Origin of the sequence: Roseimaritima multifibrata, from assembly GCF_007741495.1 — a bacterium.
Classification (GTDB): Bacteria; Planctomycetota; Planctomycetia; order Pirellulales; family Pirellulaceae; genus Roseimaritima; species Roseimaritima multifibrata.
Window position 1 is genome coordinate 3,553,404 of sequence record NZ_CP036262.1, and the last position, 24,264, is coordinate 3,577,667.

At 54.0% G+C, this 24,264-nt stretch carries 15 protein-coding genes; 7 read left to right on the forward strand and 8 right to left on the reverse strand.

Going from position 1 to position 24,264, the window contains the following annotated elements; genetic code table 11:
• Window positions 1-408: 408 nt before the first annotated feature.
• From FF011L_RS12920 to FF011L_RS12940, 5 genes are all read right to left on the reverse strand, one after another.
• Complete coding sequence (locus FF011L_RS12920) at window positions 409-1,104, reverse strand: class I SAM-dependent methyltransferase (protein ID WP_145352062.1); 696 nt, start codon at window positions 1,102-1,104, stop codon at window positions 409-411.
• Complete coding sequence (locus tag FF011L_RS12925; protein WP_145352063.1) at window positions 1,097-1,561, reverse strand: Rrf2 family transcriptional regulator; 465 nt, start codon at window positions 1,559-1,561, stop codon at window positions 1,097-1,099. The genes FF011L_RS12920 and FF011L_RS12925 overlap by 8 nt, the downstream gene beginning before the upstream one ends.
• Before the next feature lie 667 nt (window positions 1,562-2,228).
• Window positions 2,229-3,626: a sulfatase family protein gene (locus FF011L_RS12930; protein ID WP_145352064.1), complete on the reverse strand. Its 1,398-nt coding sequence runs from the start codon at window positions 3,624-3,626 to the stop codon at window positions 2,229-2,231.
• Window positions 3,627-3,943: 317 nt separating this feature from the next.
• Entirely contained in the window at window positions 3,944-5,428 is a 1,485-nt protein-coding gene (locus FF011L_RS12935; protein WP_145352065.1) for a sulfatase family protein, read from the reverse strand.
• 7 nt (window positions 5,429-5,435) lie between these two features.
• A complete protein-coding gene (locus FF011L_RS12940; protein WP_145352066.1) occupies window positions 5,436-5,894 on the reverse strand; it encodes a hypothetical protein in 459 nt (152 codons plus the stop codon).
• On the opposite strand from FF011L_RS12940, the gene FF011L_RS12945 reads away from it, so the two are divergent.
• From FF011L_RS12945 to FF011L_RS12970, 6 genes are all read left to right on the forward strand, one after another.
• Window positions 5,894-7,171: a M14-type cytosolic carboxypeptidase gene (locus tag FF011L_RS12945; RefSeq protein ID WP_145352067.1), complete on the forward strand. Its 1,278-nt coding sequence runs from the start codon at window positions 5,894-5,896 to the stop codon at window positions 7,169-7,171. The two genes, FF011L_RS12940 and FF011L_RS12945, sit on opposite strands and share 1 nt — an antisense overlap.
• Window positions 7,172-7,218: 47 nt before the next feature.
• Window positions 7,219-10,257, forward strand: coding sequence for a DUF4838 domain-containing protein (locus tag FF011L_RS12950; RefSeq protein ID WP_145352068.1), 3,039 nt, complete (start codon window positions 7,219-7,221; stop codon window positions 10,255-10,257).
• 68 nt (window positions 10,258-10,325) lie between these two features.
• Window positions 10,326-11,270 carry a hypothetical protein gene (locus tag FF011L_RS12955; protein WP_145352069.1) on the forward strand — a complete coding sequence of 315 codons (945 nt, stop codon included), beginning with the start codon at window positions 10,326-10,328 and terminating at the stop codon, window positions 11,268-11,270.
• A 406-nt stretch (window positions 11,271-11,676) separates the two neighbouring features.
• Entirely contained in the window at window positions 11,677-13,206 is a 1,530-nt protein-coding gene (locus FF011L_RS12960) for a TolC family protein (RefSeq protein ID WP_145355290.1), read from the forward strand.
• Window positions 13,199-14,530, forward strand: coding sequence for an efflux RND transporter periplasmic adaptor subunit (locus FF011L_RS12965; protein WP_145352070.1), 1,332 nt, complete (start codon window positions 13,199-13,201; stop codon window positions 14,528-14,530). The genes FF011L_RS12960 and FF011L_RS12965 overlap by 8 nt, the downstream gene beginning before the upstream one ends.
• 47 nt (window positions 14,531-14,577) lie before the next feature.
• The gene (locus FF011L_RS12970; RefSeq protein WP_145355292.1) at window positions 14,578-17,655 is read left to right on the forward strand and encodes an efflux RND transporter permease subunit; all 3,078 of its coding nucleotides are present in this window, start codon (window positions 14,578-14,580) and stop codon (window positions 17,653-17,655) included.
• 5 nt (window positions 17,656-17,660) lie between these two features.
• Here the strand turns inward: FF011L_RS12970 and FF011L_RS12975 are convergent, their stop codons facing one another.
• Both FF011L_RS12975 and FF011L_RS12980 read right to left on the reverse strand, forming a co-directional pair.
• Window positions 17,661-19,097, reverse strand: a complete 1,437-nt coding sequence (locus tag FF011L_RS12975; protein WP_145352071.1) for a DUF1501 domain-containing protein — start codon at window positions 19,095-19,097, stop codon at window positions 17,661-17,663.
• 8 nt (window positions 19,098-19,105) lie between these two features.
• On the reverse strand, window positions 19,106-21,394 hold the full coding sequence (locus FF011L_RS12980) for a PSD1 and planctomycete cytochrome C domain-containing protein (RefSeq protein ID WP_145352072.1): 2,289 nt from the start codon (window positions 21,392-21,394) through the stop codon (window positions 19,106-19,108).
• Window positions 21,395-21,800: 406 nt separating this feature from the next.
• Here FF011L_RS12980 and FF011L_RS12985 point away from each other — a divergent pair, with 406 nt between their 5' ends.
• Entirely contained in the window at window positions 21,801-23,078 is a 1,278-nt protein-coding gene (locus FF011L_RS12985) for an alpha/beta hydrolase family protein (RefSeq protein WP_145352073.1), read from the forward strand.
• A 244-nt stretch (window positions 23,079-23,322) separates the two neighbouring features.
• On the opposite strand, the gene FF011L_RS12990 is transcribed toward FF011L_RS12985, so the two are convergent.
• On the reverse strand, window positions 23,323-23,976 hold the full coding sequence (locus tag FF011L_RS12990; protein ID WP_145352074.1) for a hypothetical protein: 654 nt from the start codon (window positions 23,974-23,976) through the stop codon (window positions 23,323-23,325).
• Between the last annotated feature and the right edge of the window lie 288 nt (window positions 23,977-24,264).

Here is a 24,264-nt window from a genome sequence, read left to right on the forward strand (position 1 = left end):
AGAGACGTGAAATTCATTGGTGAAGATGCCCGAGTGGGAACCACCGTCTGGCGACGGCAGTCATGTAGCAATGATCGTCAGAGCGTGGACAGCCCGGCAACAGGTCATCTATCAATTTCACGCCCCGCATTTCAAGCGATTCTGATATCCCCTGTCGGCCTCCTCTTCGCCAGAACAAGCCTTTAAGTCGGATTCAATTGAACTCGATAGCGAACAGGTGGTTCAAAATCAAACCTGTTTTGAGCGAGTTTGTTTTAAGGGCGAGGGTAGCCAGATTTTCTTTGCTAACAGAATTGCTCAGGTGCGCCACCATGTATCCGGTTCCTGCACCGATGAATTCGCATCGCCATTTAAATCTGGAGCACAACGCACCCAGGTCGACAATCGGTTTTGTTCGTTCTGATCCGTTTAGGCATAAGCCACCCAGCCGCGAAAAGCGAAGCCGACGTAGAACAGGCTGACGTTTGAAAATCCAGCCTCTTTCAGAATGGCCTCGTCCTCTTCGGGAGTGAGGATCGACAACTGGGAATCGATTGCATCGCGAGCTTTATTCGCGTTTTCGGATTCGACACCGGAGCTGACCGCAAAGGCTGCGTATCGCGACAGCCACACAGCCCGTTCTCCATCACCTTGAGGAACGCTCAGGTGAGCCACAACGAGTGGTGCGCCGGGTTTCAGACGTCTGCGAATTTCGCTCGCCATTCGCCGACGTTCTTCACGTTCGACAAAGTGCATCGTCAGGATGCAAGTTGCTGCATCGAATGGGCCGTCAGGGGTAACGTCAATGAAGCCGTGGTGCAATTGAACACGTGATGCAATTGGCCCCATGGTTTGTTCGGCCAACGTCAGCATCTCTGCGGACGGATCAACTCCGTCAAAAGACCAGCTGGGCTGAGCCTCTGCAAAAACCTTCAGCTCTAATCCGCCGCCAGCCCCGACGACGAGGATGCGACCATTTTCCGGGACACGCTCTGCCAAGAGCCAGCACACCATCCGTTGCATGTCTGAAAATCCCGGCACGAACCGTGGCGGACCTTCGGTATAACGTGCGACTGCATCGGTGTTGGAGAACGCACTCTCAGTGAAGTATTTGTCCTCATCCATCAGTGTCCCCTTTGGATTTGCCTTTACGGCTACGAGCAACGATACGGGTATGGCAGTCCGCGCTTAACTTGGCGAGTGTTACATCGCCAAGTCGGGTGAGCAGAAGTTCTTCGGCCTCATCAAAAGTTTGTTGCAGTGCCGCATTGACTACCTGTTCAACGAGGCACTCTGGTGACTCGGTGCGATTCCCGATCGCAACCAGTGAAGGACTGCCAACGGCTGTGTAGATATGCCGCAACGTTACGTTTGCCAAATCACACGAAAGCGTCCATCCCCCGCCATGCCCCTTTTCCGATTGCACATAGCCTTGCTTCCGAAGTCCTGCCATTGTGCGGCGCACTACCACCGGATTGGTGTTTATCATCTTTGAAAGGTCCTCGGACGTGACAGGCCCATCACGCTCAGCGAGGTGGAGCAGGATGTGAAGCACGCCAGAAAGTTTGCTATCGCGTCTCATGTAACTAATGGTATTACGTGATACGGCGGACGCCAATGGTCGGTACTTGCGGTGTGATGGTAAAGCGAAGATCCCCAACAACGCCTGGGATCACACGCCGCCTTGACGCTTGCATCTCGATGGTCTCCATCAAGCAGGAACAGTACCGCCCGGAATCCCTCCACCAGCTACAGCGGTGGTCGTATCCTGGTTACGACCAGACAGACTGGTTCTTAGGCACATCGCAGCACGCCTGTTTCCACTCAGGCGTCCTTCCTGTGTCAGTCGACTGTACGGAATGCATCAGCGGTCTGTCGATTTAGTTAGCCGTTTAGGCGCTAGCCTCGGTTCTTGGAGGACGAAACCGAGGCTATCGCCTAAACGGCTAACATTGAAAATCGAAACTGGGCTCAATCAACCGAGGCTATCGCCTAAACGGCTAACATTAAAATCGAAAATGGACTCAATCAACAAACCGTCAACGGCTTCGACAGCTTCTGTTCGATCGTAAGTCGCATCAGTGAACCGACCTCCTGAGTTGTGATGTCCATCATTGGGCAGCGTTGTACGCACCCGCGACGCGTGGAAAACGTCAATTGCCACCGACTGAGCCTTGAAAGTGACGACGGGATTGGAACTAATTAAGTAATTTCCACGCCCCTGTCGATTCGGGAATTCGGTTAGCGAGCTAACGTTTGTCGTCGGATGATTTGTTTGGCGTTTTGGCCGGCTTCTTTTTCCCTCGGGTTTGATGGTTTAATGCGTCCCGTTCCGTCTGTTGACCTTTGTCGTTGCATTCCTTCATCCAGCGGTCCAGCTCATTCTTCAGTTCTGTTTTGACGGTGTCGTATTGTGGGTCTCCGGCCAGATTGACCATCTCGTAGGGATCTTTCTGGATGTCGTAAAGTTCAATTTCAGGACGCTGCTGATAGCGTGTCACCCAATCTTTTGCGTGGGCGTCCCCAGTTCCTGCTAAGGTTTGCCAACTCTTGAAAACAGCCGTGACAGATGCTGCACATTGGAATTCAACGTCTGGTGTAAAGTTCCAGATGTATTTGAATTGCTTGGATCGGACCGAGCGAATTCCAAAGTGTTCGGAACCCGAATTGATTCCCCTTGTCGTCATTTCGCCAAAGACGTATTGCTTGTGGGTTGGGGCACCTGCGAAAACGTCTAACAAGCTTTTTCCTTGCAGCGTCTTTCCTGGGATTCCGCCGGCAACTTCGATGAAGGTTGGTAGGAGGTCGACGTATTCGACAAGTGCTTGATTGACGCTGCCCCGAGCGATCTTTCCAGGCCAGCGTGCGATCATGCCGGATTGCAAACCGCTGTCGTAACACGTCCATTTTGCGAAAGGGAATGAACTGCCTTGCTCACTGACAACGATCAGCAGCGTGTTGTCCTGCATACCGTGTTTGGCAAGCATGGTTAATGTCTCGCCGACCTGTCCGTCGAAGTAGCTGACCTCGGCCAAGTAACGAGACATGGCTTCACGGGTCTGGGGCGTGTCTACAAAATTGGGTGGCAGCACAATTTTGTTGGGCGGATATTGCGACGCATCCCCTTTGTTCCACGGGGTGTGTGGTTCGTTGGAACAGAGGAGCAAGCAGAATGGATCGTTGTTGCTTGCACAGTCAGTAATGAATTCTTCCGTGAGGGCAAAGTCTGGATTGTTTCCCCTTCCAATCTTCTCCCACTGAAACGCTTGAGCGGGAGCAACGTGAGTCTTTCCGCTTTGAGCAACACGGTAACCGAGTTTTCCCAAATGTTGAACGATTGTTCTGGTGCCTCGGTTCACTCGAGTGTGGTTCGGGTAAGCACCGCTTTTTACGGGATACAGCCCGGTGTAAATATTGTGCCGTGTGGGCGAGCACATTGGGGCGGCTTGAAAGCATTGGGTGAATCGCATTCCCTGTTGGGCCAGAGCATCGATATGGGGCGTGTGAGCTTGCCCGCCATAGCAGCCGAGGTCACGAAAGGTGCAATCATCGGCAATCACAAAGAGGATGTTGGGGCGTTCCGCGAATCCTCTGACGCAGCAAACGCACAGCAACCCAAATGCAAGAGAGCGGAAAGGATGGTTCACGGACGAGTTCCGAGTGGGAGAGAACGACAAGGGGTTAGCCCGGATTATAGTTCATCCAATCGAACATCGCCTGAACGATTCGTCGTGCGCAACCATTGACCCAATGCCCATTACTTTGGCAACTGCGGGCGGGTTTTCAAGCGGATCAGTGCAAGCTGTCTGAAAAAATCATTGTGCTTTTCAATACGATTGCCGGACGGGTCGCGTCGTTCCGCTAGGAAGGTAGATGGCGTTGACCTTTTGTCCACGGAGCCCCAGAGATGGCAGGTGGGCATCCAGAAATCGACTGCGGAAGCTCAGTCTTAACACGCGGCCTACTACTTGGCCTTTGCGGCGTTGAAATAGTACTTGTACCAATTGATTTCTTGGCGATTCAGCGGTTTCGCTGGCATGCCCGCAGGTTTTAGCTCGTTCGTCCAAGCGTCCAGTTCGGAACGCATTGACTTGGCAATTTCGGTGTTTGCGGTGAGGACATCCTGTTGTTCCTCCGGATCCTTCGCCAAATCATACAGCCACTCGTTTCCGTCGCTGGTAAATAAGTACTTCCAGTTTCCGCGGCGCATCGCCGCTTGGTTCCAGAACCGCCAGTAGAGTGCACGTTCCGGTGGCTTAGCGTTTCCTGTCAGCCATCTTGTAAGCGAGATTCCGTCCAGTTCTGACGCGTCCTTGATTCCAGCGGCCGAGATTGCGGTTGCCGTCATATCCAGGCTGATTACCGGTGAGTCAACGACAATCCCCTTGGGAAGCCTGGCGGGCCATGACCAGATCATCGGAACGCGGATCCCCCCTTCGGCCAGCATTCCCTTTTCGCCGCGAAGGGGATCGTTACGCGATCCATCCCATGCCGGACCTGGCTTATTGACTGGCAATACATCTAACATCGGTTGGCCCGTCTGAGCCCCCAAGGGAGCTCCGTTGTCGCTCGTGAACATGATCAGTGTGTTCTCGGCAATCCCCAGGTCTTTCAGGCGTGCTTTGATTTGGCCGATCCCCTCGTCGACCGCGTTGATCATTGCCAGTCCCGTGCGGCGTCGCTCAGGCATCTTGCCGGGAAAGCGGCTAAGGTATTTTTCGGACGCTTCCAAGGGAACGTGGGGAGCGTAGTGTGCAACGTAAAGAAAGAATGGCTCGTCTGCATGTCTTTGGATGAAACCAAGTGCGGCGTCGGTTTGAACGTCGACGCGAAATCGCGGGTCCTGTACCACTTGGCCGTTTTTCGCGAGGCTTTTTCCGTCAATCGAATAGTTGGCCCAGTAGGGTGAGCGTTCGCCTTTGAAAAATTCTTCGAAGCCTCGTCCTTGTGGGTAGTAGGGCATCGCCAATTCGCGACGAACCTGTACTCGATTGTTTTTGATCCCGTTTGGTTGGTGTTGCTTGGCCCAGCGGAGGCTGAGCGCGTTTGGTTCCAAGTGCCATTTGCCAACCATGCCCGTCACGTAGCCGGCAGCTTGCAAGCGGTCAGCGATGGTCGTTTCGCTAAGCGGGAGCGGGCAATCTGGAATCGTGTCAAATCCGAAACGCTGCTGATAGCGACCGGTGATCAAACCGGCGCGCGATGGGGAGCACTGAGGAGCCGTGATATAGGCATCCGTAAACAAAACCCCTTCATCTGCCAACGCGTCCAGGTGAGGTGTTTTTACATCGCTTAGGGTTCCATGTTTTCCAAGGTCGCCATATCCCCAGTCATCGGCAAACAGGATGATGATATTCGGTTTGCTCGCTTCGTTTTCCGCCGATGATGCTGTCTGAGTAGTGCAGGCCACGAGAATCGCGATCAGCAGGATTCGATAGGTGTTTTGCATGCTTCTTCTATTTCTTCGTTTGCAGATAGATTTCAAGGAGAGTTGGACCGTTTTCGAGCTCAGCTTTGTATTTTCGCGATCCCGCGAGGTTGATTTGCGTATCGAGGGCCTCGCTAAGGTCAACCAATTCGACCGCCGGACGTTGATCATAATTGCGAAGGATCGCCCGTGCGCTGCCAACGGTCGTTGCCGCTTTGTCCAGGCAATTCCAGTACGCTCCCGCGACAACATTGCGAACAAATATCCAAGCGATCTGAATGGTAGGCATCCGGGTGCGTATTGTGAATGTCTTCAGGCCAGCGGCGCGTACACTTCGCATTGGATAGATGTTCCGCGTGGTATCGGCAACGGTGGTTGTAAAAATCACCTGACGGGGCTGATTGGACTTTCCCAGCAAAACGGCGGTCGCATATCGCTGAGCGATTTGTTCTATATTACCGGTTTTCGCAAATAGGAAGATACTCAATGAATGGCGGACAGTGGTGCGTGCTCGCACTTATTGAGGTTGGGATTGTGGTTGTCGCCAACGGTCTGCACGCTGGCGATCTTGTTGTTGACACCGATTTCGAAGGTGGGTCAGCTCGGGTGGTTGAAATCGACCAGGAGAAATCGGCGATCACTGTCATGCCCGGCGGGGATCCGGAGCGTGGTTGGCCGGCTTGGTGGTACTTTCGAGTTAATGGATTGACCGAGGGGCAACCCCTTACGGTCAGCGTTGTCGGTTCCAGTCGTCTGATTCCGCAGGGGCATCCCGGTGGAGGGAAACCGCTTTCCAGTTCGTGGGCAAGGCCGTCGCGGGCGACTTGGTCGGCCGATGGCAAGACTTGGCACCAGAGCGAGGAAGGGCAGCGCGATAAAGCTAAGACGACTTATCAGCTGACCGCGCCTGGTGAAACCATGTGGATTGCTTGGGGCCCGCCATCGACTCCATCGATGGTTAATGAATGGGCGGAAGCGATCGCCGCAAAGCACTCTTTCATTCAGGACTTTACGCTGGCGACCACACGCGAAGGACGGGAAGTTCGCGGTATCCGTGTCGAAAATATAAGGGATGGCGGAACGGCAAGACCGGTTGTCTGGTTCCATGCTCGGCAACATGCCTGGGAGAGTGGTTCCAGCTGGGTCGCGATGGGTATCGGTGAATGGCTGGCCGGAGATTCCGACGATGCCAAATGGATGCGAGAAAACCTGGTCACTTACATTGTTCCAATTATGGATGTTGACCGTGCCGCTACCGGCGATGGCGGAAAGGAATCGGTCCCACACGACCACAATCGTGATTGGTCCACGAATCCTCACTATCCCGAAGTCGCTGCAACTCAGAAACGGATCGCAAAGTGGAGCAAAGAGGAGCGGTTGGCTCTATTTGTTGATCTGCACAATCCTGGCCCTAGCGATGGCAATGCCTTCTTTTATGTCGCCCCGAACGAGGCGATCGAGGTGTCAAGACGTCCACACCGCAGTGTTTTTCTTGACGTGATTAGCCGCGAGTACGACGGTCGGATCTCCTTGAACCGGAAAACGCGATCGACTGGTCCTAGTTACCATCCGTTGTGGCACCAGATTTCGGCAACTTGGGTGACTCAGCATAGCAATCCGCAAGCGATTTCCGTCTGTTTAGAAACTCCGTGGAACACGGCTCATAGCAACACGAAGGGGTACTACTCCGTTGGTGCAGGACTAATGAAAGGGGCTTCAAAGTTCTTGCAAACCGAGTTTGAATCCTCTGAATCCGCAAACTGAATTCGGGTGGTGTATCATGCGGGGGAACAGAATTATTCTCCGCTGACATGATGCATATTATGACGCCTTCTTTGGTATTTAGTTGTCTGACATTAAGGCTCTGTGGAGCTTGGCTGCTAGTCGCGGTCCCCACAGTGCTCACGGCTTCAAATGAAACGGTCATTACTCGGTTCCCTGTCGAAGCAGAGAATTCGTATCGACTGCAGTTTGAGGCAGAGAGCAACGCCGAAGGCGCCGAGTGGTTCCTGCGCACGATCGATGGCGACGGCCGAGTTCCTCATGCAGGCTGCCAAGACTATCCTTGGCAGCAAATTACGCCAGGAAAGAATTCGTACTCGCACGTTTTCCGAGCTCCGCCACAAGCCGCTTCGGTGGAGTTTGTTGTCCGCTGGGATACAGAACAACCTAAGATCGGTGGCTGCGGGTTGGAGCCCGTTCAGAATGCAAGTCTTCTGATCAATGGAGACTTCCAAGAGGGGGAAGGGAATTTCTCCGGCTGGTCTGAACACAACAACGTCGAATTTATTGAAGTCGATGGCAAGACCGCCTTGAAGGTCTTGCACAACGGCTACGCTTTGACAGACCCTATCCCCGTCAAGGGGAACGCCCGCTACCGGTTTGTACGCGGATCGACCATGCCGACGTCGGTGCTTGAGTACGACGCGGACTTGCACCCATTAACGCCCAAATCATACGGTCGCAAGCTTGAGCTTCAGACCGACTCGGCAACGCGTTATTTTCGTTTCCTTTATCAGACCAGTTTTGATCACATTCCGATTTACCGCACGAATACGATCACCTCGGTTGGACTTGTTGCCGTTGACGAAACGGATGCAGACCGGTCGGTGAACACCTCTCCTTTTCCGGGAGAGATCGTGCTTGGTAGTCGGTGCGATCCGAGGGAAGAGTTTGCTGCTAGAGAATTGCAGTATTGGATTGGGGAGATCACAGGAAAGCGGATACCGGTTCTCGCGAACCCAACGTCGGACGACCATCTGAGAATTTTCCTTGGAGAGGATTGGGCAACCGATTTTGAAGAGGATAAAGCGTTTCTTAAAGGAACCGATGGTTACGCGGTACGCCGTGTCGGAAACAACATTTTTTTGTTTGGTGTCCAGCCACGCGGAATGTTGTTCGGCGTTTATGCGTTCTTGGAGCGAAATAGCGACATCATATGGCCACGTCCGCTTCCTGAATTCGCCGCAATCTTTTCAAAGAATCCGGAACTCGTTTTTGACAACACGAATTTTCGTTCGCGACCGGCTTTCAAAATTCGCGAACTGAGATTTTCGGGAAGCGATCCTAATCCCGTTTGGAGTCAACTGTGGTCGGGCCGAAATGGAAGCAATTCACCCATGACGTTGGGGAAAGGTTTTCAGTACCAGCAGTGGCGATCGGGGGCGACCATCGGAATGGGGGGCGGATACATTTGGTCCTTTATCGGTTTAGAGGAAGAGGACGAAACGCTTTACCCATTAGTGAACGGAAACCGGCTAAGGAACATGTGGCGACAGCCTTGTTATACGCACCCGGACGTCCCCAGAATCATGGCCAAAAACGCGAGTGAAATGTTGGAGAGCGTCCCTGGAATGAAGCTTGAATTCCTCATCTGCCGCGTTGGAGATAACTGGGAGGTCTGCACCTGTGACGAGTGTATTAAGCCGATTCCGCTGGACGACGGTACGCAGCTGGCGCCCACTGCGACCAACAGTATTAAGGACCAGCTGTTCTTTTCGACGCGGAACTACATCATGCTCAATCGGATGGCCGAAATTCTGGTGAAAGACTACCCCAATTTGGAATTGCATACCCATGCCTACATCTTTGCTTCGGAGCCGCCGAAGGTAAAACTTCATCCCGCCATCGTTCCGCACTATGCGGCATATCCCACCAAAGACGAACGCTATCCGATCCTTGAACAGACGTCGAAAGGCGGATCCGTGTGGTCACGGCGCATGCGGCAATGGAGCGATGAACAAGACGTAAAATTCGGCTATTTCGGTTACTACTACGCAAGTGGTTTTAACGCGTTGGCCGACACCGCCGGGCCGGATTACAAGGCTCTTGCTCAAATGGGTGGAATTCACGCACACAACGAAGGGCAGGCGAGCGAAACGGGTGATTTGAACAGCTGGGATGTGGACGGGATTGAAAAATGGATCATCACCAAACTGCAGTGGGATCCGACTCAAAACCCCACGGCCCTTCGTGCCGACTACATCCGTCGCGTCTACGGGGATGCCGCGCCGCAAATGACGCAGTTTTACCAGTTGATCAACGATGCGTGGCATAGTGCGGACAACCCCACGACGGTCAATTGCCATACGTCATCGAAGATTCTGTTTCAGGAATTCATCGTCAACGCCGGAGTCGAATCACAAGCGAAAGGTCTGTTGGAAGAGGCGATCGAAACGGCGACCGACGTAAAATCGAAAAAGATGATCGAACGGACGCTGGCGAAATTCAAAGCGTTTGCCGCAGAGTTGAATCGGTTGCCGGTTCCTTATGTTCCCGAATCGACGGCACAGTGGAGTCAGTATGAGTCACCGCATTGGTACAAAGCTCACGAGGTCACCGATTTCGAACGGATTCCGACTTCGCAGCCAGTGACAGCGGATCTTGAAGCGGTGCATCGCACCTCGATCGCGATGATGCGTGATGACAAAAACTTGTACTTCAAAATTGATGCGTTTGATGAACAGCAGCAGCCTTCGGAACCGCCCGAACAAGGGAAGCATTTCCCGAAATCCGATCGCGTCGAGATTGTTTTGCGTTCCGGTTCCAATGCGTACTATATGGCGTTCGGAGCCGATGGCGGCGTGTATCTGTTGAAAAATTGGAATACGGATCGCCCTTGGTCCAACCAGACGCAAGTCCGTTTCCGAACGGATAAAGGGCGTTGGTCAGCTCTGGTTTCCGTCTCTTTAGACGATCTGGAAGCGACCGATGCCGATGTTGAAATGGACGCCAAGTTCAGCCGAGTCGTGAACCCCAAGACGCCTCAAAGAGAGGAAAGCACTTACGGCGGCAAAAGCATCTTCAATGACCATCCTTTGTTACGCAGTCCAATGGTGTTGTCACGGTGATCGGCATTCCTAACATTCAAAACTTATTTGTCGTCACGCTTTCGGCAGTTACCTCTGGGAATTACTTGATGAACCGAATACCGTTTGTTGCCGGATGCATGTTGCTGCTGTCGGCTGGATCGCTACACGCAGAAGCGATGTTGGATCTTTCGTTCGAAAACGCCAAAGACGCAAAGCATTTCGATCAAACTGGTGCTGGCGTTCGTTTAGGTTCCATCGGAGATCGCGGTTGCCTGATCGTCGATAAAGCGAAGAGCGAGCAGGCGTTCAAGCCGATCGCCGTCAAACCGTTGACGAAGTACAAGTTGACGCTTCGTGCATCCGTCGTCGATTCCGATACCATCGAATCAAACGATCGGATCGCTGATTTCATCGAGCAAAATGGGGGAAGAGGTTTTGCCGAATGCAAGTTGAATTTCCTCGATGACGCAGGCGAAAAGACAACCTTTCTGATGTATGGGAAAATTAAGGTGGCGACGCCGGGCGTCAACATCGTCTCGAAGGAATTTCACGACTATGTTTTCGTCTTCTATTCGCCGCCCGGAGCAAGTCTACTGGAACTGCGGATTGCGCCGCGGGGACGCGATGTGCACGTAGACCACTTGACCCTCGAAGCGGAGCAGGAGGAAGGGACGGTCAATTGCAATCCTGATTTCCGGTACGGTTCATTCCATGCAGGAGAATGGTCTGATGGGCAGCTTTATGTGCGCCCTGATGCGCAGACCGTGATGAAGTTTGGCTATGGCGGTCATAGTTCGTTTTTTGCGGTCGATGACAAAGCGAGGTACTCGTTCGAGTGTAAAGGTGTTGGTTACCACACAAGTTCAGGGAAAGTGACGGTGGCCTTTTTTGACGAAGTCGGGAACGAGCTAGGCTATACCCATCTGTTTTGGGATCGCGATATGGAGAAGGTAGCCACCAAAACGGGAATCCAGCCACTGCCCGGAGCGAAATTGGCGATGTTAAAACCCTCTCGTGTGATTGTGGAAAAAGTGCTTGTGACCAAGGATTAGGTTAGGTCTTTTCGGAGGGGAGAAGGGCAGGTCGCTGCCAGTTGTTTCCCTCCGTGGGGGGCGTGAAAAGAACCACCGTCGGACGACGGTAGCTACGGGGGGAGTCACGGCAGGCACGTAGCTACGCTCGCCAGAGCAAGGACAGGCCGGCAATACGTCACGACTAATTTCGCATCCCGAGCGAAAGCCTTCATTTGCGGCTTTTTTGCTTCGAAATCCCCCCCTTTGGCATTTTGGTCTGGTGATCGGTTAGTGTTTTTTTGTAACTGTCCCTTAACCAGGTTGGATTGTGCTTTATCGCACAATCGGTTGAGACGAATTCCAGCTTTTACAACGATATTTGACGTGGTGTTTCGGGATTTAAGATGAATGATGGATCGATAAGGGAAAGTAAGCGTCGGTGTTAATGTTTTCTCTCTATAGACGCAACTTATTTGGCTCGCTTTGTCGGTTTTGCAGCATCTTGTTGCTGGCGGGTTCTGGCTGTGCAAACCGTGAAAGCGTTGGCACATTGCAGACACAGACTCCTCCGGATTTTTCGGCATCGGGGCAGGTGGCTGCTCCTAATCGATGGTGGACGGCCTGGGGTGATCCAAAGCTTGATTATCAAGTCAACCAAGCGCTCAACGGCAATTTCGTTCTGGCAGCAGCGGTTCAGCGTTTGCGGGCTGCTCGAGCGTTAACTCGCCGTGAAGCATCCGATTTGTGGCCCGATCTTGACGGCGTGGTCGATATGGACAGCACTTATGGGCCGGGAGCGTCGGCTGGCGTCACCGCCTGGGGATTTGATACCTCCTATCAAGTCGACCTTTGGGGTGAGATCGCTTCACGCGTGGATGCCGAGCGATTGCGTACGGCAGCGACCAACGCTGAATATCATGCGATCGCGCTTACGCTGTCAGCGGAGATTTCCCGTACATGGTTCGCTATGATCGAATCTCATGCTCAGCTGCGCCTGCTGGATGAACAGATTCAAACCAACGAAACGGGGCTTGCACTTCAGGAGTCGCGGTTTGGGCTAGGGATGATCCGGAGTGCGGACGTGCTGCGTCAGCGGCAATTGGTGGAATCGACTTTGGAACAGAAAGTTGTCGTGCAGGCTCAAACGGAGCTTTTGGAGCATCAGCTGGCGGTTTTGTTAGGCCAGATGCCCCAAACGGCTCAGTTCCGACCGGGCGATGTGCTCCCAGACCTGCCTCCGATGCCGGAGACAGGCTTGCCATCGGAATTATTGCAACGCCGTCCGGACGTACGACGCGACTATTTGGCTTTTCAAGCAGCCGACCGTGATTTGGCTTCGGCGATCAGTTCCCAGTACCCACGCATCAATCTGGGGGCTTCCGTTCTAAATGTCGCCGAGCATCCGGAGACGTTGTTTCGCGACTGGTTTGTTTCGATTGGTGGCCAGTTGATCGCGCCTATCTTTGATGGTGGGCAACGGCGAGCCGAAGTGGATCGGACATCGGCCGTGGTGAGCGAGCGATTCAATCAGTATGGCGAAACGATGTTACAAGCGTTTCGCGAGGTCGAAGACAGCCTTGCACAAGAAAAGTACCAGCGACAGCGGATTGAACATCTAAATAATCAGGTCGTACTCGCCCGCCAGTCTTCGGAACAACTGCGCGAGCAGTACCTGATCGGAGACGCAGAGTATCTGGATGTCCTGAGTGCGATTCAGGCTCAACAAAGATTGCAGCGCGAAACGCTGTCGGCCCGACTAGAATTGATTCTGATTCGAATTAACCTCTATCTCGCACTAGCGGGTGATTTTGACACTCGACCGCAAGAATTTCCTGAAATTCAAGGTATTGTTGAGGTTTCAGAGGGTTTAGAATCATTGAACGTATCGGATGTCTCTGAATTCCTGGATGGGGCGGAAGGTCCCGATGGGGTATCCACTGTAGAAATTTCGCCGGAGATAGTAATTGATGAATGATGCGATTGAACCACGGCCCAAATGGCGCTGGCTTCGCATCTTGGCGACGACAATTTGCTGCATTGCAATATTGGCAGGGACGGCCGCTGCGGTGGTCGTTATCAATCAGACAGAACCGACGGCTCAGCAGATAAACGCGACTCGAAAATCGGCTGCCTTGGTGCAGACCGTTGGAGTGGTCCGCGGGAGCTATTCGCCGAGAATTGTTGTGCTGGGGACCGTCCAGGCAGCACAGGATATTGTGCTCAGTCCTCGCGTCAGCGGGCAGGTGGTCGAAATGTCAAGGCGATTTGTCCCTGGCGGCATGGTCCGCAAGGGCGAACTGCTTTTGCGAATCGATCCCGCCGATTTTCAAAATGCAGTCTCGATTCGCGAAAGCGAACTGCAGCAACGGGAAGCGTCTAAGGAGATTGAACAAGCACGCCAGCGGCTGGCTGAAAAAGAACTAAAAATGTTGGAAGGGACGATTGATGAAACCAATCGGGCCCTCGTCATGCGTGAACCACAGATCGCTTCGATCGAAGCGGAAGTGGCGGCGGCGGTCGCGGAAGTCGAACGCGCTAAGTTGGATCTGGAACGGAGCAGTATCTTCGCTCCGTTCGACGCCCAAATCCAAAGTCGCTCGATGAATGTCGGTTCTCAGGTCCGTATCGGAGACGAACTGGGACGGCTGATCGGTCTGGAAGAATACTGGATCATGGCAGCGGTTCCGGTCCGCAGCCTTCAGTGGATCAAATTTCCGGACGAAACCCAATCTGAAACGCTGACAGCGGGGACCGAGACGGCTGAAACCAATTCGGATATTGAAACTCGCTCGAAGGGTTCGAAGGTGATCCTCCGGCACGAGGACGCTTGGGGACCAGACGTCGAACGCGTCGCACACGTTTCCCGGATGATCGGGACTTTGGATCAGCAAACGCGATTGGCCCGAGTCCTGATTACCATCGCGGATCCCTTGGGGCAAACCTCTGACGCTCCTCCATTGATTCTGGATACGTTGATTGAAACCGAGATCATCGGTCGTCCGATTACGGACGTGGTTCGGCTTAGACGTGAATTCGTGCGAGACAACGATCGTGTTTGGGTATTGAACGACGACAAGCTACAAATCCGGCAAACCAAAATCGTCTTCCAAGACGCCGAATACGCTTACATTCGTGAGGGGTTGGAAACGGGCGATCGTGTTGTCACGACGACGTTGGCTACGGTTGCCGAAGGCGTTGGGCTGCGTGAGATCGAACCAACCGAAGATACTGAAAAACAGCCCAGCGAAGAGGGCGAAGAGAGCTCTCAGCCGAGCCCCTCAGAGGAGGCTCCCGCTTGACTAGGCAACTTGAGGCACCCGGGCTGAGTGGTGGTCCCATTGCCTGGATGGCACGCAATTCGATTGCGGCGAACCTTTTGATGTTCCTTTTGCTGGGGGGCGGGATCTGGTCCGCCTTCGCCATTCAGAAAGAGGTCTTTCCACAGTTCCAACTGGACATTGTGGAGATCACTGTTGGCTATCCAGGGGCCGCGCCCGAAGAAGTCGAACAGGGAATTCTTCGTCCGATCGAAGAGGCGGTGCGAGGTGTCGACGGAATTCGTGAAATCTCCAGTGAAGCCCGCGAAGGACGGGGGGAGGTCCTGATCGAATTGGTCGCCGGTCAGCAACGCATGAAGGTTTTTCAAGACGTTGACCAAGCGGTTAGCCGCATTCGCACATTCCCCGATCAGATTGAACAGCCCGAAGTCCGTCTGCAATCGCGTCAACAAGAGGTGATGCAGGTTGCGCTCTATGGGCCAATCGAGATCTGGGCCCTTCGGAAACTAGCGGAGCAACTTCGTGACCAACTGCAAGCGAATGAAAATATCACCCAGGTGGAACTTCGCCGCGTTCCTGCTTACGTCACCCATATCGAAATTCCCCGTCAACGGCTGCGGGAATATGGGCTAACGCTCCCCGACGTCGCAGACGTTATTCGCAGCTCCAGCCAGGATGTCGCTGCCGGATCGGTGCAGACAACGGCTGGTGAGATTCTGCTTCGTGTGAAGGCGAGGAAACAGTGGGCCGATGAATTTTCCAAAATCGAAATCGTGTCCGGTCGAGAAGGAGCCGTCGTCACGTTAGGCGATATCGCGACCGTCCGTGACGGTTTTGAAGAGGTCGGATTCCATTCACAGTTCAGTCAGACCCCTTCGGTCGAACTGAATATCTATCGAGTCGGGTCACAGTCGCCCATCGAAGTGGCCGAAGCGGTCGAACAGACAATGAAGGATTTTGAGACCGTTTTGCCCCCCGGAGTGACTTGGCGGATCGACAGCAATAACGCCGAGGAGTTTCGTAGTCGGCTGGGATTGGTTGCCGAGAATGCATTGATGGCCGTCGGTATTGTGCTGGTCATTCTGTCGTTGTTCCTCGAAGTCCGCTTGGCGTTCTGGGTGATGATGGGAATGGCCGTCAGCTTTATCGGCGGTTTGTTGTTCCTGCCACTTGTCGGGGTCAGCGTCAACATGATTTCCCTGTTTGGCTTTCTGGTCGTTCTGGGAATTGTGGTCGACGATGCGGTGGTGGTAGGTGAAAACGTCTACGAAGAACGGCAGAAACGTGGCAACAATGAAGAGGCTGCCGTCGTGGGGACGCAGGAAGTGTCCGGACCGGTCACCTTCAGCATCCTGACCAATATTGTGGCGTTCGTTCCCCTGTTGTTTATCCCGGGCGAAACCGGGAAATTCTGGGGACCTTTGCCCATTGTGGTGATCGTCGTTCTGTCGCTCTCTTTGATTGAATCGCTGTTTATTCTTCCGTCGCACCTCGGGCACGCTCGAACAGCACGCCGTAGCCACGGCATTGGGGCTTGGCTGCACAACGGGCAGCAACGCTTTAGCCGTGCTTTCAATCGTGTTGTCGCGTTCTTCTACAAGCCCATACTGAGTGTCTGCTTGCGACACCGATATATCACTTCAACCTGTGCGTTCGCTCTCTTTCTGATTGTTGGAGGGTACGCCACAAGCGCCCACATGGGCATGATTCTGATGCCCGAGGTTTCGGCGGACGAAATCGAGGCGGGAGTCCGTATGCCTGTGGGGACGACTCAGGATCAAGCGGCAGAGATTGCCGATGCCGTCACCGAGGCGAGTGTGCGAATGTTTGAAGAGCACAATCTTTATGAGGTGGCCGAAGGGATCAAGACAAACGTTCGCGGACAGAGCTTTATTGATGTCGAAATTGTCATGAAGCCACCCGACGAGCGCGATATGACGGCCAATGAAGTGATTGAATTATGGCGAGATTCGATCGGTGATTTGCCTGGTGTGACTCAAGTGACCTTCGAAGCCGAAAGCGGGCCGGGGGGCGCTCGCCCGGATATCAGTATCGACCTTAGCCACAGCGATATCAGCGTCTTAGAAAAGGCGACCGAAGCGATGGTGGCTCGCCTGGAAACCTACTCAAATCTTCGCGACCTAAGCGACAACTACAACAAGGGAAAGAAGCAGTACGATTTCACACTTCGCCCCGAGGGACGCGCTTTGGGGATTACCGATGAAGAATTAGGTGAGCAACTACGCGGCGCCTTTTTTGGTTCGTTGGCGCTGCGGTTGTTGCGTGGTACGAATGAGATCGAAGTTCGAGTCAAATTGCCAGAAGACCAACGTGAAGATGTGCACCACCTTGAGGATTTGGTGATTCGCGCTCCCAACGGATCCGAGGTTCCGCTGTTGGATGTCGCTGAGAAAAAGGAAAGCCTAGCATTCAGTTCGATCAATCGTCGCGATGGACGAAGAGTCATCAATATTTCGATGGATGTCGAACCGAAGCGGGCGGTGACCCAGGTTATCGATGCTCTGAACAATAAAGAATTAAAACAGTTGCGTGAAGACTATCCCGGCATCACCTGGACCTTCGAAGGGAGCGACGCCGAAATGCGTGAAGCGACCGCGGCGCTCTGGGGATATTTTGGGTTGGCATTGGCAGTGATCTATTCGCTGTTGGCCATCGCTTTTCGAGGCTACATCCAACCATTGATCGTTCTGGTCGCAATCCCCTTCGGAATTGTTGGCGCGGTGATGGGGCATGTGATGTTGGGGTATGACCTGTCATTGGTCAGCTTGATGGGCGTGATCGCACTATCAGGCGTTGTGATCAACGACTCGCTGATCATGATCGACTATGCCAACCGTCATCGTGGGGAACATACCGCTTTCGACGCCATTTCGATGGCGGGCCTGCGACGTTTCCGCCCGATCATGCTCACCACGCTGACAACCTTCGGTGGTCTGATGCCGCTGATCTTCGAGGATTCGTTGCAGGCTCAGTACATCATCCCGATGGCCATTTCGTTGGGGTTTGGGATCCTGTTTTCAACCGCGATCATCCTGGTGTTGGTTCCATGCCTGTATTTGATCTTGGAAGACATCACCGGTTTGTTTGCAAAACCCAAACCGGCCCTCGCGGAAGGCGTTCGCTGAAGTGATTAGAGGAAAAGGTCGTGAACCACTCGCCCGCCGACATCGGTCAGTGTTTCTTCACGGCCTTGATGGAACCAAGCGAGGGTTTCGTGGTCCAGCCCCATGCCGTGCAGGATGGTCGCGTGCAGGTCGTGCAAGTGAACTTTGTTCACGGTCGCTTCAAAACCAAGTTCGTCGGTTTCGCCGTACGTTTGCCCCCCGCGGACGCCTCCGCCAGCCAGCCACATGCTGAAACCGTAGGGGTTATGATTTCGCCCGGGCGCGTCTTTTCCTTCGCTGAATGGCATGCGGCCGAACTCTCCGCCCCATACGACCAGCGTCTCGTCCAGTAGGCCTCGTTGTTCCAGGTCGGTCAACAGCGCGGCAATCGGTTTATCGACTTCTGCTGCATGTCGGCCGTGATTCTTTTCAATGCTTTCGTGCGCGTCCCAGGTCTCTTCCAGGTGACCGCCACCTGAATAGAGCTGAATAAAGCGGACGCCTCGTTCGACCAAGCGGCGAGCGATCAGGCAGTTCTTGCCGTATTCATCGGTAGGTTGGTTGCCGACGCCGTACATCTGGAGCGTCTGCTCGCTTTCACCGGACAGGTCAACTGCTTCAGGGGTCGCTGACTGCATTCGGTAGGCGAGCTCAAAACTGTCGATGCGGTCTGCCAATTCTTGGCCGCCGGGTCTTTCCGATAGATGTCGCTGATTCAGTTCTGCAAGGAGGTCAAGCTGTTCTCGTTGTACCGAGCGAGTGATATGAGCGGGGCCCTGCAGGTCTAGGATCGGGTCGCCCGTAGGCCGAAAGAGCGTGCCGGAATAGGTAGCTGGCATAAAGCCGCTAGACCAATTGGGCTGTCCGCTGATAGGACCGCCCCGCTTGTCCAGCATCACCACATAGCCCGGCAGATTTTCGTTCTCGGAACCCAATCCATACACGCACCAACTTCCTAGCGAAGGCCGCCCGATTTGGGTTTTCCCGGTGTTCATTGCGACCAAAGCGGACCCGTGGGCATGGCTATCGGTGTGGCAGGAATTAACCACGCACAATTTGTCAGCATGCTTTCGGACTTCGGGGAAATAGTCGGACACCAGCAACCCTGATTCGCCGCCCGGACGAAAAGGCCTCCAGGCAGGCGTCAGGAAGCCCATTTTGCGGCCTCCAGAATTGATAAATTTCTTGTCGGCCGGCAATTGCTTGCCGGCATGTTTGGCAAGCTCCGGTTTGTAATCGAAGGTGTCAACCTGGGAGGGGGCGCCATTCATCATCAGAAAAATGCAAGACTTCGCGCCTCCAGTAGGGATCGACGCGCCGCCGATCCCCCTGGCTGTAGGTTGGGCGAACGCGTTCTGTTTACCCAACAATCCCGCGAGGGCGACACCGGCAAAACCAGCACCCATTTCCCAAACAAACTCGCGACGCGAACGGCCGCAAGGAAATCCGGATGACTTCAACATGACAGATCTCAATCGACGTAGACGAATTCGTTGGAGTTTAATAACACGTGCGCAAGGGATGCGAGGGCTAACCCTGCCGGGGAGGAAGCGATCGACGAATCTTCCTTCGCTTCCGACAGTGAATCGAAGTGGTGCCGTTGGACGGATAGGTGCTTGGTTGCGATTTCTATTTCGTCGGTGGTCGGGGCTCTTCCGTAGACGGATACCCAAAGCTGCTGCACTTGATTCTGAACGTTCTCTGCTTGAGAGGACGATAAACCTTCGAGGATTGTGGTTGCTAGGCGGTCGCTGCGCGCGTGGACAAACGGATTGTTCATCAACACCAACGCCTGGGTTGGGACGGTCGTGATGTCCCGCTGGGCACAAGACTGGGTTGCGTCTGGAAAGTTGAAAGTGGTCATCATCGGCGGCAAAAGACTACGCTGAGAAAACAGGTAAAGCGTCCGTCTGGCCTGTTCTTCCTTAGAGGAGGGCTGCCAAGCATCGGTTTTGCGAGAAAGCCCTTCTAACGCTTCTGCGCGAATCGATGGGCGGAATCCGGGGCCACCGACCCGCAGGTCCAGTTCACCGGTGACGGCCAGCATTGAATCGCGCAGTGCTTCGGCATCTAAACGACGCCGTTCGCTTCGCCACCAAAGTCGATTGCCAGAATCCTTCACGCTGTATTCTTCCTGCTGAGGATGCGTTGACGCTTGACGCCAAGTTTGGGACGTCAAGATCAGCTTATGCATCCGTTTTGTCGTCCAGCCGCCGCTAACAAATTCATCGGCTAGCCAGTCCAGCAATTCGGGGTGCGTGGCAGGGTCGGCCAGGAAGCCAAAGTTATTGGGCGTGCGGACGATCCCTTGTCCGAAATGATGTTGCCATAATCGATTAACGAAAACTCTGGCCGTCAATGGGTTTTCAGGATTACCGATCCATTGGGCAAGCTGCAGACGCCGATGCGTTGTTTTCGCGGTTTCAGGTGGCGGCTGAAACGGACGGTCCAGGGCGGGAATCATCGAAAGCGAAGCCGGGATCACCTCATACATGGGAACTTCGCGTTCTCCATTCATCAAGACGTGAAGGGGCGAAGGCGTCTGGCCGAGGTCGGTCCATCCCAGAACCTCCGTGACGCCTAGTTCCTCAGGACTTGGGCCACCCAAAAATTTGCGTTCACGTGCGGCGATCGGGCCTCCCCAGAATGCCGCCCCCATGCGGTAGTAGTCCTCTTGGGTAACCGGGTCGAATTTGTGGTCATGGCATCGCGCGCATTTGACCGTGATCGCAAGGAACGATGAGGACGTGGTATGGACCAAATCTTCCAGGCGGTCGTATTGGTAATCGAGCGGGTCGTTCGGTTCATCGTTCCAAGTTCCCAGACGCAAAAATCCAGTTGCAATGACCGAATCCTCGGTGCGATCGGGGATTTCGTCGCCTGCCAACTGCTCGAGAATAAAGCGGTCATACGGCATGTCGGTATTGAACGCGTTGACAACCCAGTCGCGGTACTTCCACGCAAAAGGTTTTTCCTGATCGCGCTCGTACCCACTGGTGTCCGCGTAACGCACCAAGTCTAACCAGTAGCGGCCCCAACGCTCTCCGTACTGCGGCGATTCCAGCAATTCGTCAATGAGCTTCTCCCAGGCCTGCGGCGTTTCATCCTGTTCAAAGGCAGCGATTTGTGATTGCGTTGGGGGCAGGCCTACTAGATCAAAGTAGAGACGGCGGATGAGGACACGTTTGCTGGCGGTCGGAGCGGAGGTCATTCCTTCCCGCTTCAGTTGTGCTCCAATAAAGGCATCAATGGGATTCTGAGGTTCGATGGATTGAGGTTTTCCGTTTAGCTTGGGAATAGTCGGCCGGCGAACCGGTTGCAAGGACCACAAGTCTCGACCGCCTCGTACGTCATTCGTCCGTTCGAAGAGATCCAGGGTTCGACCTTGCGGCCAGAACGCTCCGCCCTTCACCCAGCGTTCTAGAACGTTCGTTTCCTCTTCGCTCAACGGTTTCGGTTGCCCCTTTTCCTCCGGAGGCATCTCGCCTTCATGGACACGACTAAGCAGCAAACTATCGCCGGGGGCTTCTTTGTCCAACGCCGCTCCTGAATCGCCTCCTTGCAAGATGCCTGCGGATGTCGTTAGCAACAGGCCGCCGGAAGGATGTTTCCCCTGATGACATTCGACACAACGCTTGATTAGTAACGGTGCCACCTCACGTTCAAAGACTTCCGAATCGTCGGCTTTACTGTTAGCCGGACCGGTGCCCATCCATAGCAGGTTGGTCACTAACAATAGGAATGCATGGCGATAAGTCACTGCGGGGTACCTTCGTAGTACTTTGGGTCAGGAATCCCAAGGTTAGGCGGGAGCAGACAGGCTAACGGTAACGAACCGCCACGTCAAAAATTTTCTTGGTGTCGATTGCTTCGAATGAGTGACTCACGTAGTCGTTTGCGTTGTCATCGCATGGCTGGCATATGAATGCAGCGAATGAAAGAACCACCCTTCGTGGCCCGGCGTGTCGTCTTGGTGGAAAGCGGCGAAAGAATGTCGCCTTCCACGCCGCGAAAGCAGCTTTAACGGAGCGGAAGGCGACAATCTTTAAGTTGATCGCCCGTAACACGATAGGCTTTCTGTTAAACTATGACGCTTTGAAGTGCTGGGAAACGAATGCTTGGCATGCTGCGTTGATGAAACTCTTTATGAAAGAAGTGAGCCGTTGATGACGATCCATCGAATATTCCTTCTGATTTTCGGTTGCTTTCTAGGCGTTAGCTCCTCGCTTGCCGCAGACGATGGACCGACGAATCCAACACCGGGGGTCTGGCCGATTGAGCGATTGAAATCCGAGGTTCCCAAATTTCGAATTGAGAATCCCGATGCGAAAATACAGTCGCTAATTTATGAAGGCGAGAATGTTAACGGTGAGCGAACGGAGGTTTTTTCATTCTTCGCTTCACCCAAAACTCTTGGGCAAGAGACCGGTGACGCAAAGTATCCTGGAATCGTATTGATTCACGGCGGAGGTGGTACCGCGTTCGCCGATTGGGTTGGGATGTGGGCGGAACGTGGTTACGCTGCCATCGCGATGGATCTTGGTGGCCGTCGGCCTCCGCTACCGAAATATGATTCAGCGGGCCGAGTGAAGCCTTATGTTGGCCACAAACGAGAGAGTCGCGTTCGGCTTGCCAGGGGCGGCGTTGTCGACGGGAATTCGCAAAAATTCGACAGCATTGGTGGAGTAGGAGAAGATGACTGGCCGTATCATGCCGTCGCCAACGTGATGCGTGCACATACGTTGCTCCGAAGTTTCCCCGAAGTGGATGCGGACCGGACAGCGGTCACCGGAATCAGCTGGGGCGGGTATACAACCTGTTTGGTTGCGTCGATGGACGATCGTTTCAAAGCGGCCGTTCCTGTGTATGGTTGCGGCTTTTTGCACGAAGGGGAATCGGTTCAGAAACCGGCGATCGATAAATTGGGGGATCGCAAAGCAGCGTGGGTCGCGGCATATGACCCGGGAAGTCATTTGAGCAAATGCACCGTTCCAACGTTGTGGGTGAATGGGACCCACGACGTTCATTACGTTCTGGATAGTTACGCGAAATCGTACGCAAAAGTGCAGGGGCCGCGTACTATCCGAATTGAACCTCGAATGCGGCACGGGCATACGCCCGGTTGGGATCCTCCTGAAATTCAAATTTTCATCGATTCATTGCTCGATGGTACGACTCCGCTTGCGACCGTCGGTGAGATGACGGTGAGCGACAGCGGGACCGTCACGGTGCCTTACGAATCCGAAACCAAAATCGTGAAAGCAGAGCTTCATTACACAACGGAATCAGGACTTCGTTCCAAACGGAACTGGAAAACGGTCACTTGCGAAATCACGGAAGACGCGGTTTCGGCCGACGGTCTCCCCGCGGAAGCCAACACATGGCTGGTGACGCTGATCGATGACCGAGGGGCGTTGGTTTCTACCGAAGTTGGGTTTCGGTAGGATTGGTTTGACGCAGCAGAACGTGATGGATCGTTTCTGCTGCATTGGAGGACGGGACGCAGCTAGAATGATGGCTTGGCAAAAGCTGCAGTAAGCAACGCTGCCTCGCTTCTTTGGATCATCTGACCTAAATCGTCTATCGGCCGCTGGTGGCTGATTCAGATGATTCTGGGTTGATTTGCGAACGCTGTGCTGAATCTAAAGTCCGTTCGCGGTGCGTTGCTCTAGTGACCGTTTCGGTTTGTTAATAACCGTAATGAGCCGCTGAGTGCAGGAGAGTGAATTCGTCTGGAGAAAGTCCTTCGATGCGACGTGGATCAAATCCGTGGTCGCGTACTAAGTGGACCCAGCAGGTCATGCCTCGAACGGCCGCTCCGGGAGATTCGGCTTTCTGCAGCCAGTCTCGCAGTTCTTCTGCGGTGAGGCTTAACAGCCATTCGCTTGGCGGTTTGCCGTCCCGTCCTTGAATGATTGGGTCCGGCGTGCGCTCGCTTGCTTTTTCTGGATCGTACTGCGACGGTTCCATGTCGATTAAAAGATGAGACGGGAGCTTGGGGATTTTGTTTTCGATAACATGCGTCGGGATTTTTTCGGGGCTGACGTAGCCGTCGCTCGGTTCAAAAGCTTCACCACTTTCGCGATGTTTAGGAAGGGAGATGCCGACCGTCTGCCATTCCTCGTCAAGGAATCGTTCCAGCCGGTACCACTTCCATTCCCCTTCTTCTTCGGGCGTCCAATGTTCAAAGACATGCCCCTCGATTGCAAACTGCTGCCATGGACGAGGGGCCTCTTTCATCAATTCCAGATTTTGTTCGTCGCTCCAGCTGGTCTTTGCTGCGGCCAAGCTCAAGCCAAGCATCTGAATGAAACTTCGCCGGTTCCGAATGGTGGTGTTCATGCAACAACCCTTTTGTACAGTTCACTGAGGTAAGCAATGAACACTAGAACGGAGCAAACGGCCAAGATGCCGCATTTAGCGATGCGAGCTCCGGCAGTAGGGACGCGTGGCCGTGGAATCCCGATAATCGCCACAGGTCACACGGGGCGGCGGCGCAAAAGAGCACAAAAGTGCGGAAACGATTAGGACTCTCAAGCGTGCGCGAGCGACGAAGCCCGCTTTTGCCTCGCATGGCGGGGAGATTCTGAGTGTGCCGCCGGTTGTTGGCCAGTGGGACCGCTCGCGACG

Coding starts and splice junctions, on each gene's coding strand:
- FF011L_RS12990 (WP_145352074.1), bottom strand. CDS start 23,976: ATGAACACCACCATTCGGAACCGGCGAAGTTTCATTCAGATGCTTGGC.
- FF011L_RS12920 (WP_145352062.1), bottom strand. CDS start 1,104: ATGGATGAGGACAAATACTTCACTGAGAGTGCGTTCTCCAACACCGAT.
- FF011L_RS12945 (WP_145352067.1), top strand. CDS start 5,894: ATGAATGGCGGACAGTGGTGCGTGCTCGCACTTATTGAGGTTGGGATT.
- FF011L_RS12970 (WP_145355292.1), top strand. CDS start 14,578: ATGGCACGCAATTCGATTGCGGCGAACCTTTTGATGTTCCTTTTGCTG.
- FF011L_RS12950 (WP_145352068.1), top strand. CDS start 7,219: ATGATGCATATTATGACGCCTTCTTTGGTATTTAGTTGTCTGACATTA.
- FF011L_RS12975 (WP_145352071.1), bottom strand. CDS start 19,097: ATGTTGAAGTCATCCGGATTTCCTTGCGGCCGTTCGCGTCGCGAGTTT.
- FF011L_RS12955 (WP_145352069.1), top strand. CDS start 10,326: ATGAACCGAATACCGTTTGTTGCCGGATGCATGTTGCTGCTGTCGGCT.
- FF011L_RS12985 (WP_145352073.1), top strand. CDS start 21,801: ATGACGATCCATCGAATATTCCTTCTGATTTTCGGTTGCTTTCTAGGC.
- FF011L_RS12965 (WP_145352070.1), top strand. CDS start 13,199: ATGAATGATGCGATTGAACCACGGCCCAAATGGCGCTGGCTTCGCATC.
- FF011L_RS12925 (WP_145352063.1), bottom strand. CDS start 1,561: ATGAGACGCGATAGCAAACTTTCTGGCGTGCTTCACATCCTGCTCCAC.
- FF011L_RS12960 (WP_145355290.1), top strand. CDS start 11,677: ATGTTTTCTCTCTATAGACGCAACTTATTTGGCTCGCTTTGTCGGTTT.
- FF011L_RS12935 (WP_145352065.1), bottom strand. CDS start 5,428: ATGCAAAACACCTATCGAATCCTGCTGATCGCGATTCTCGTGGCCTGC.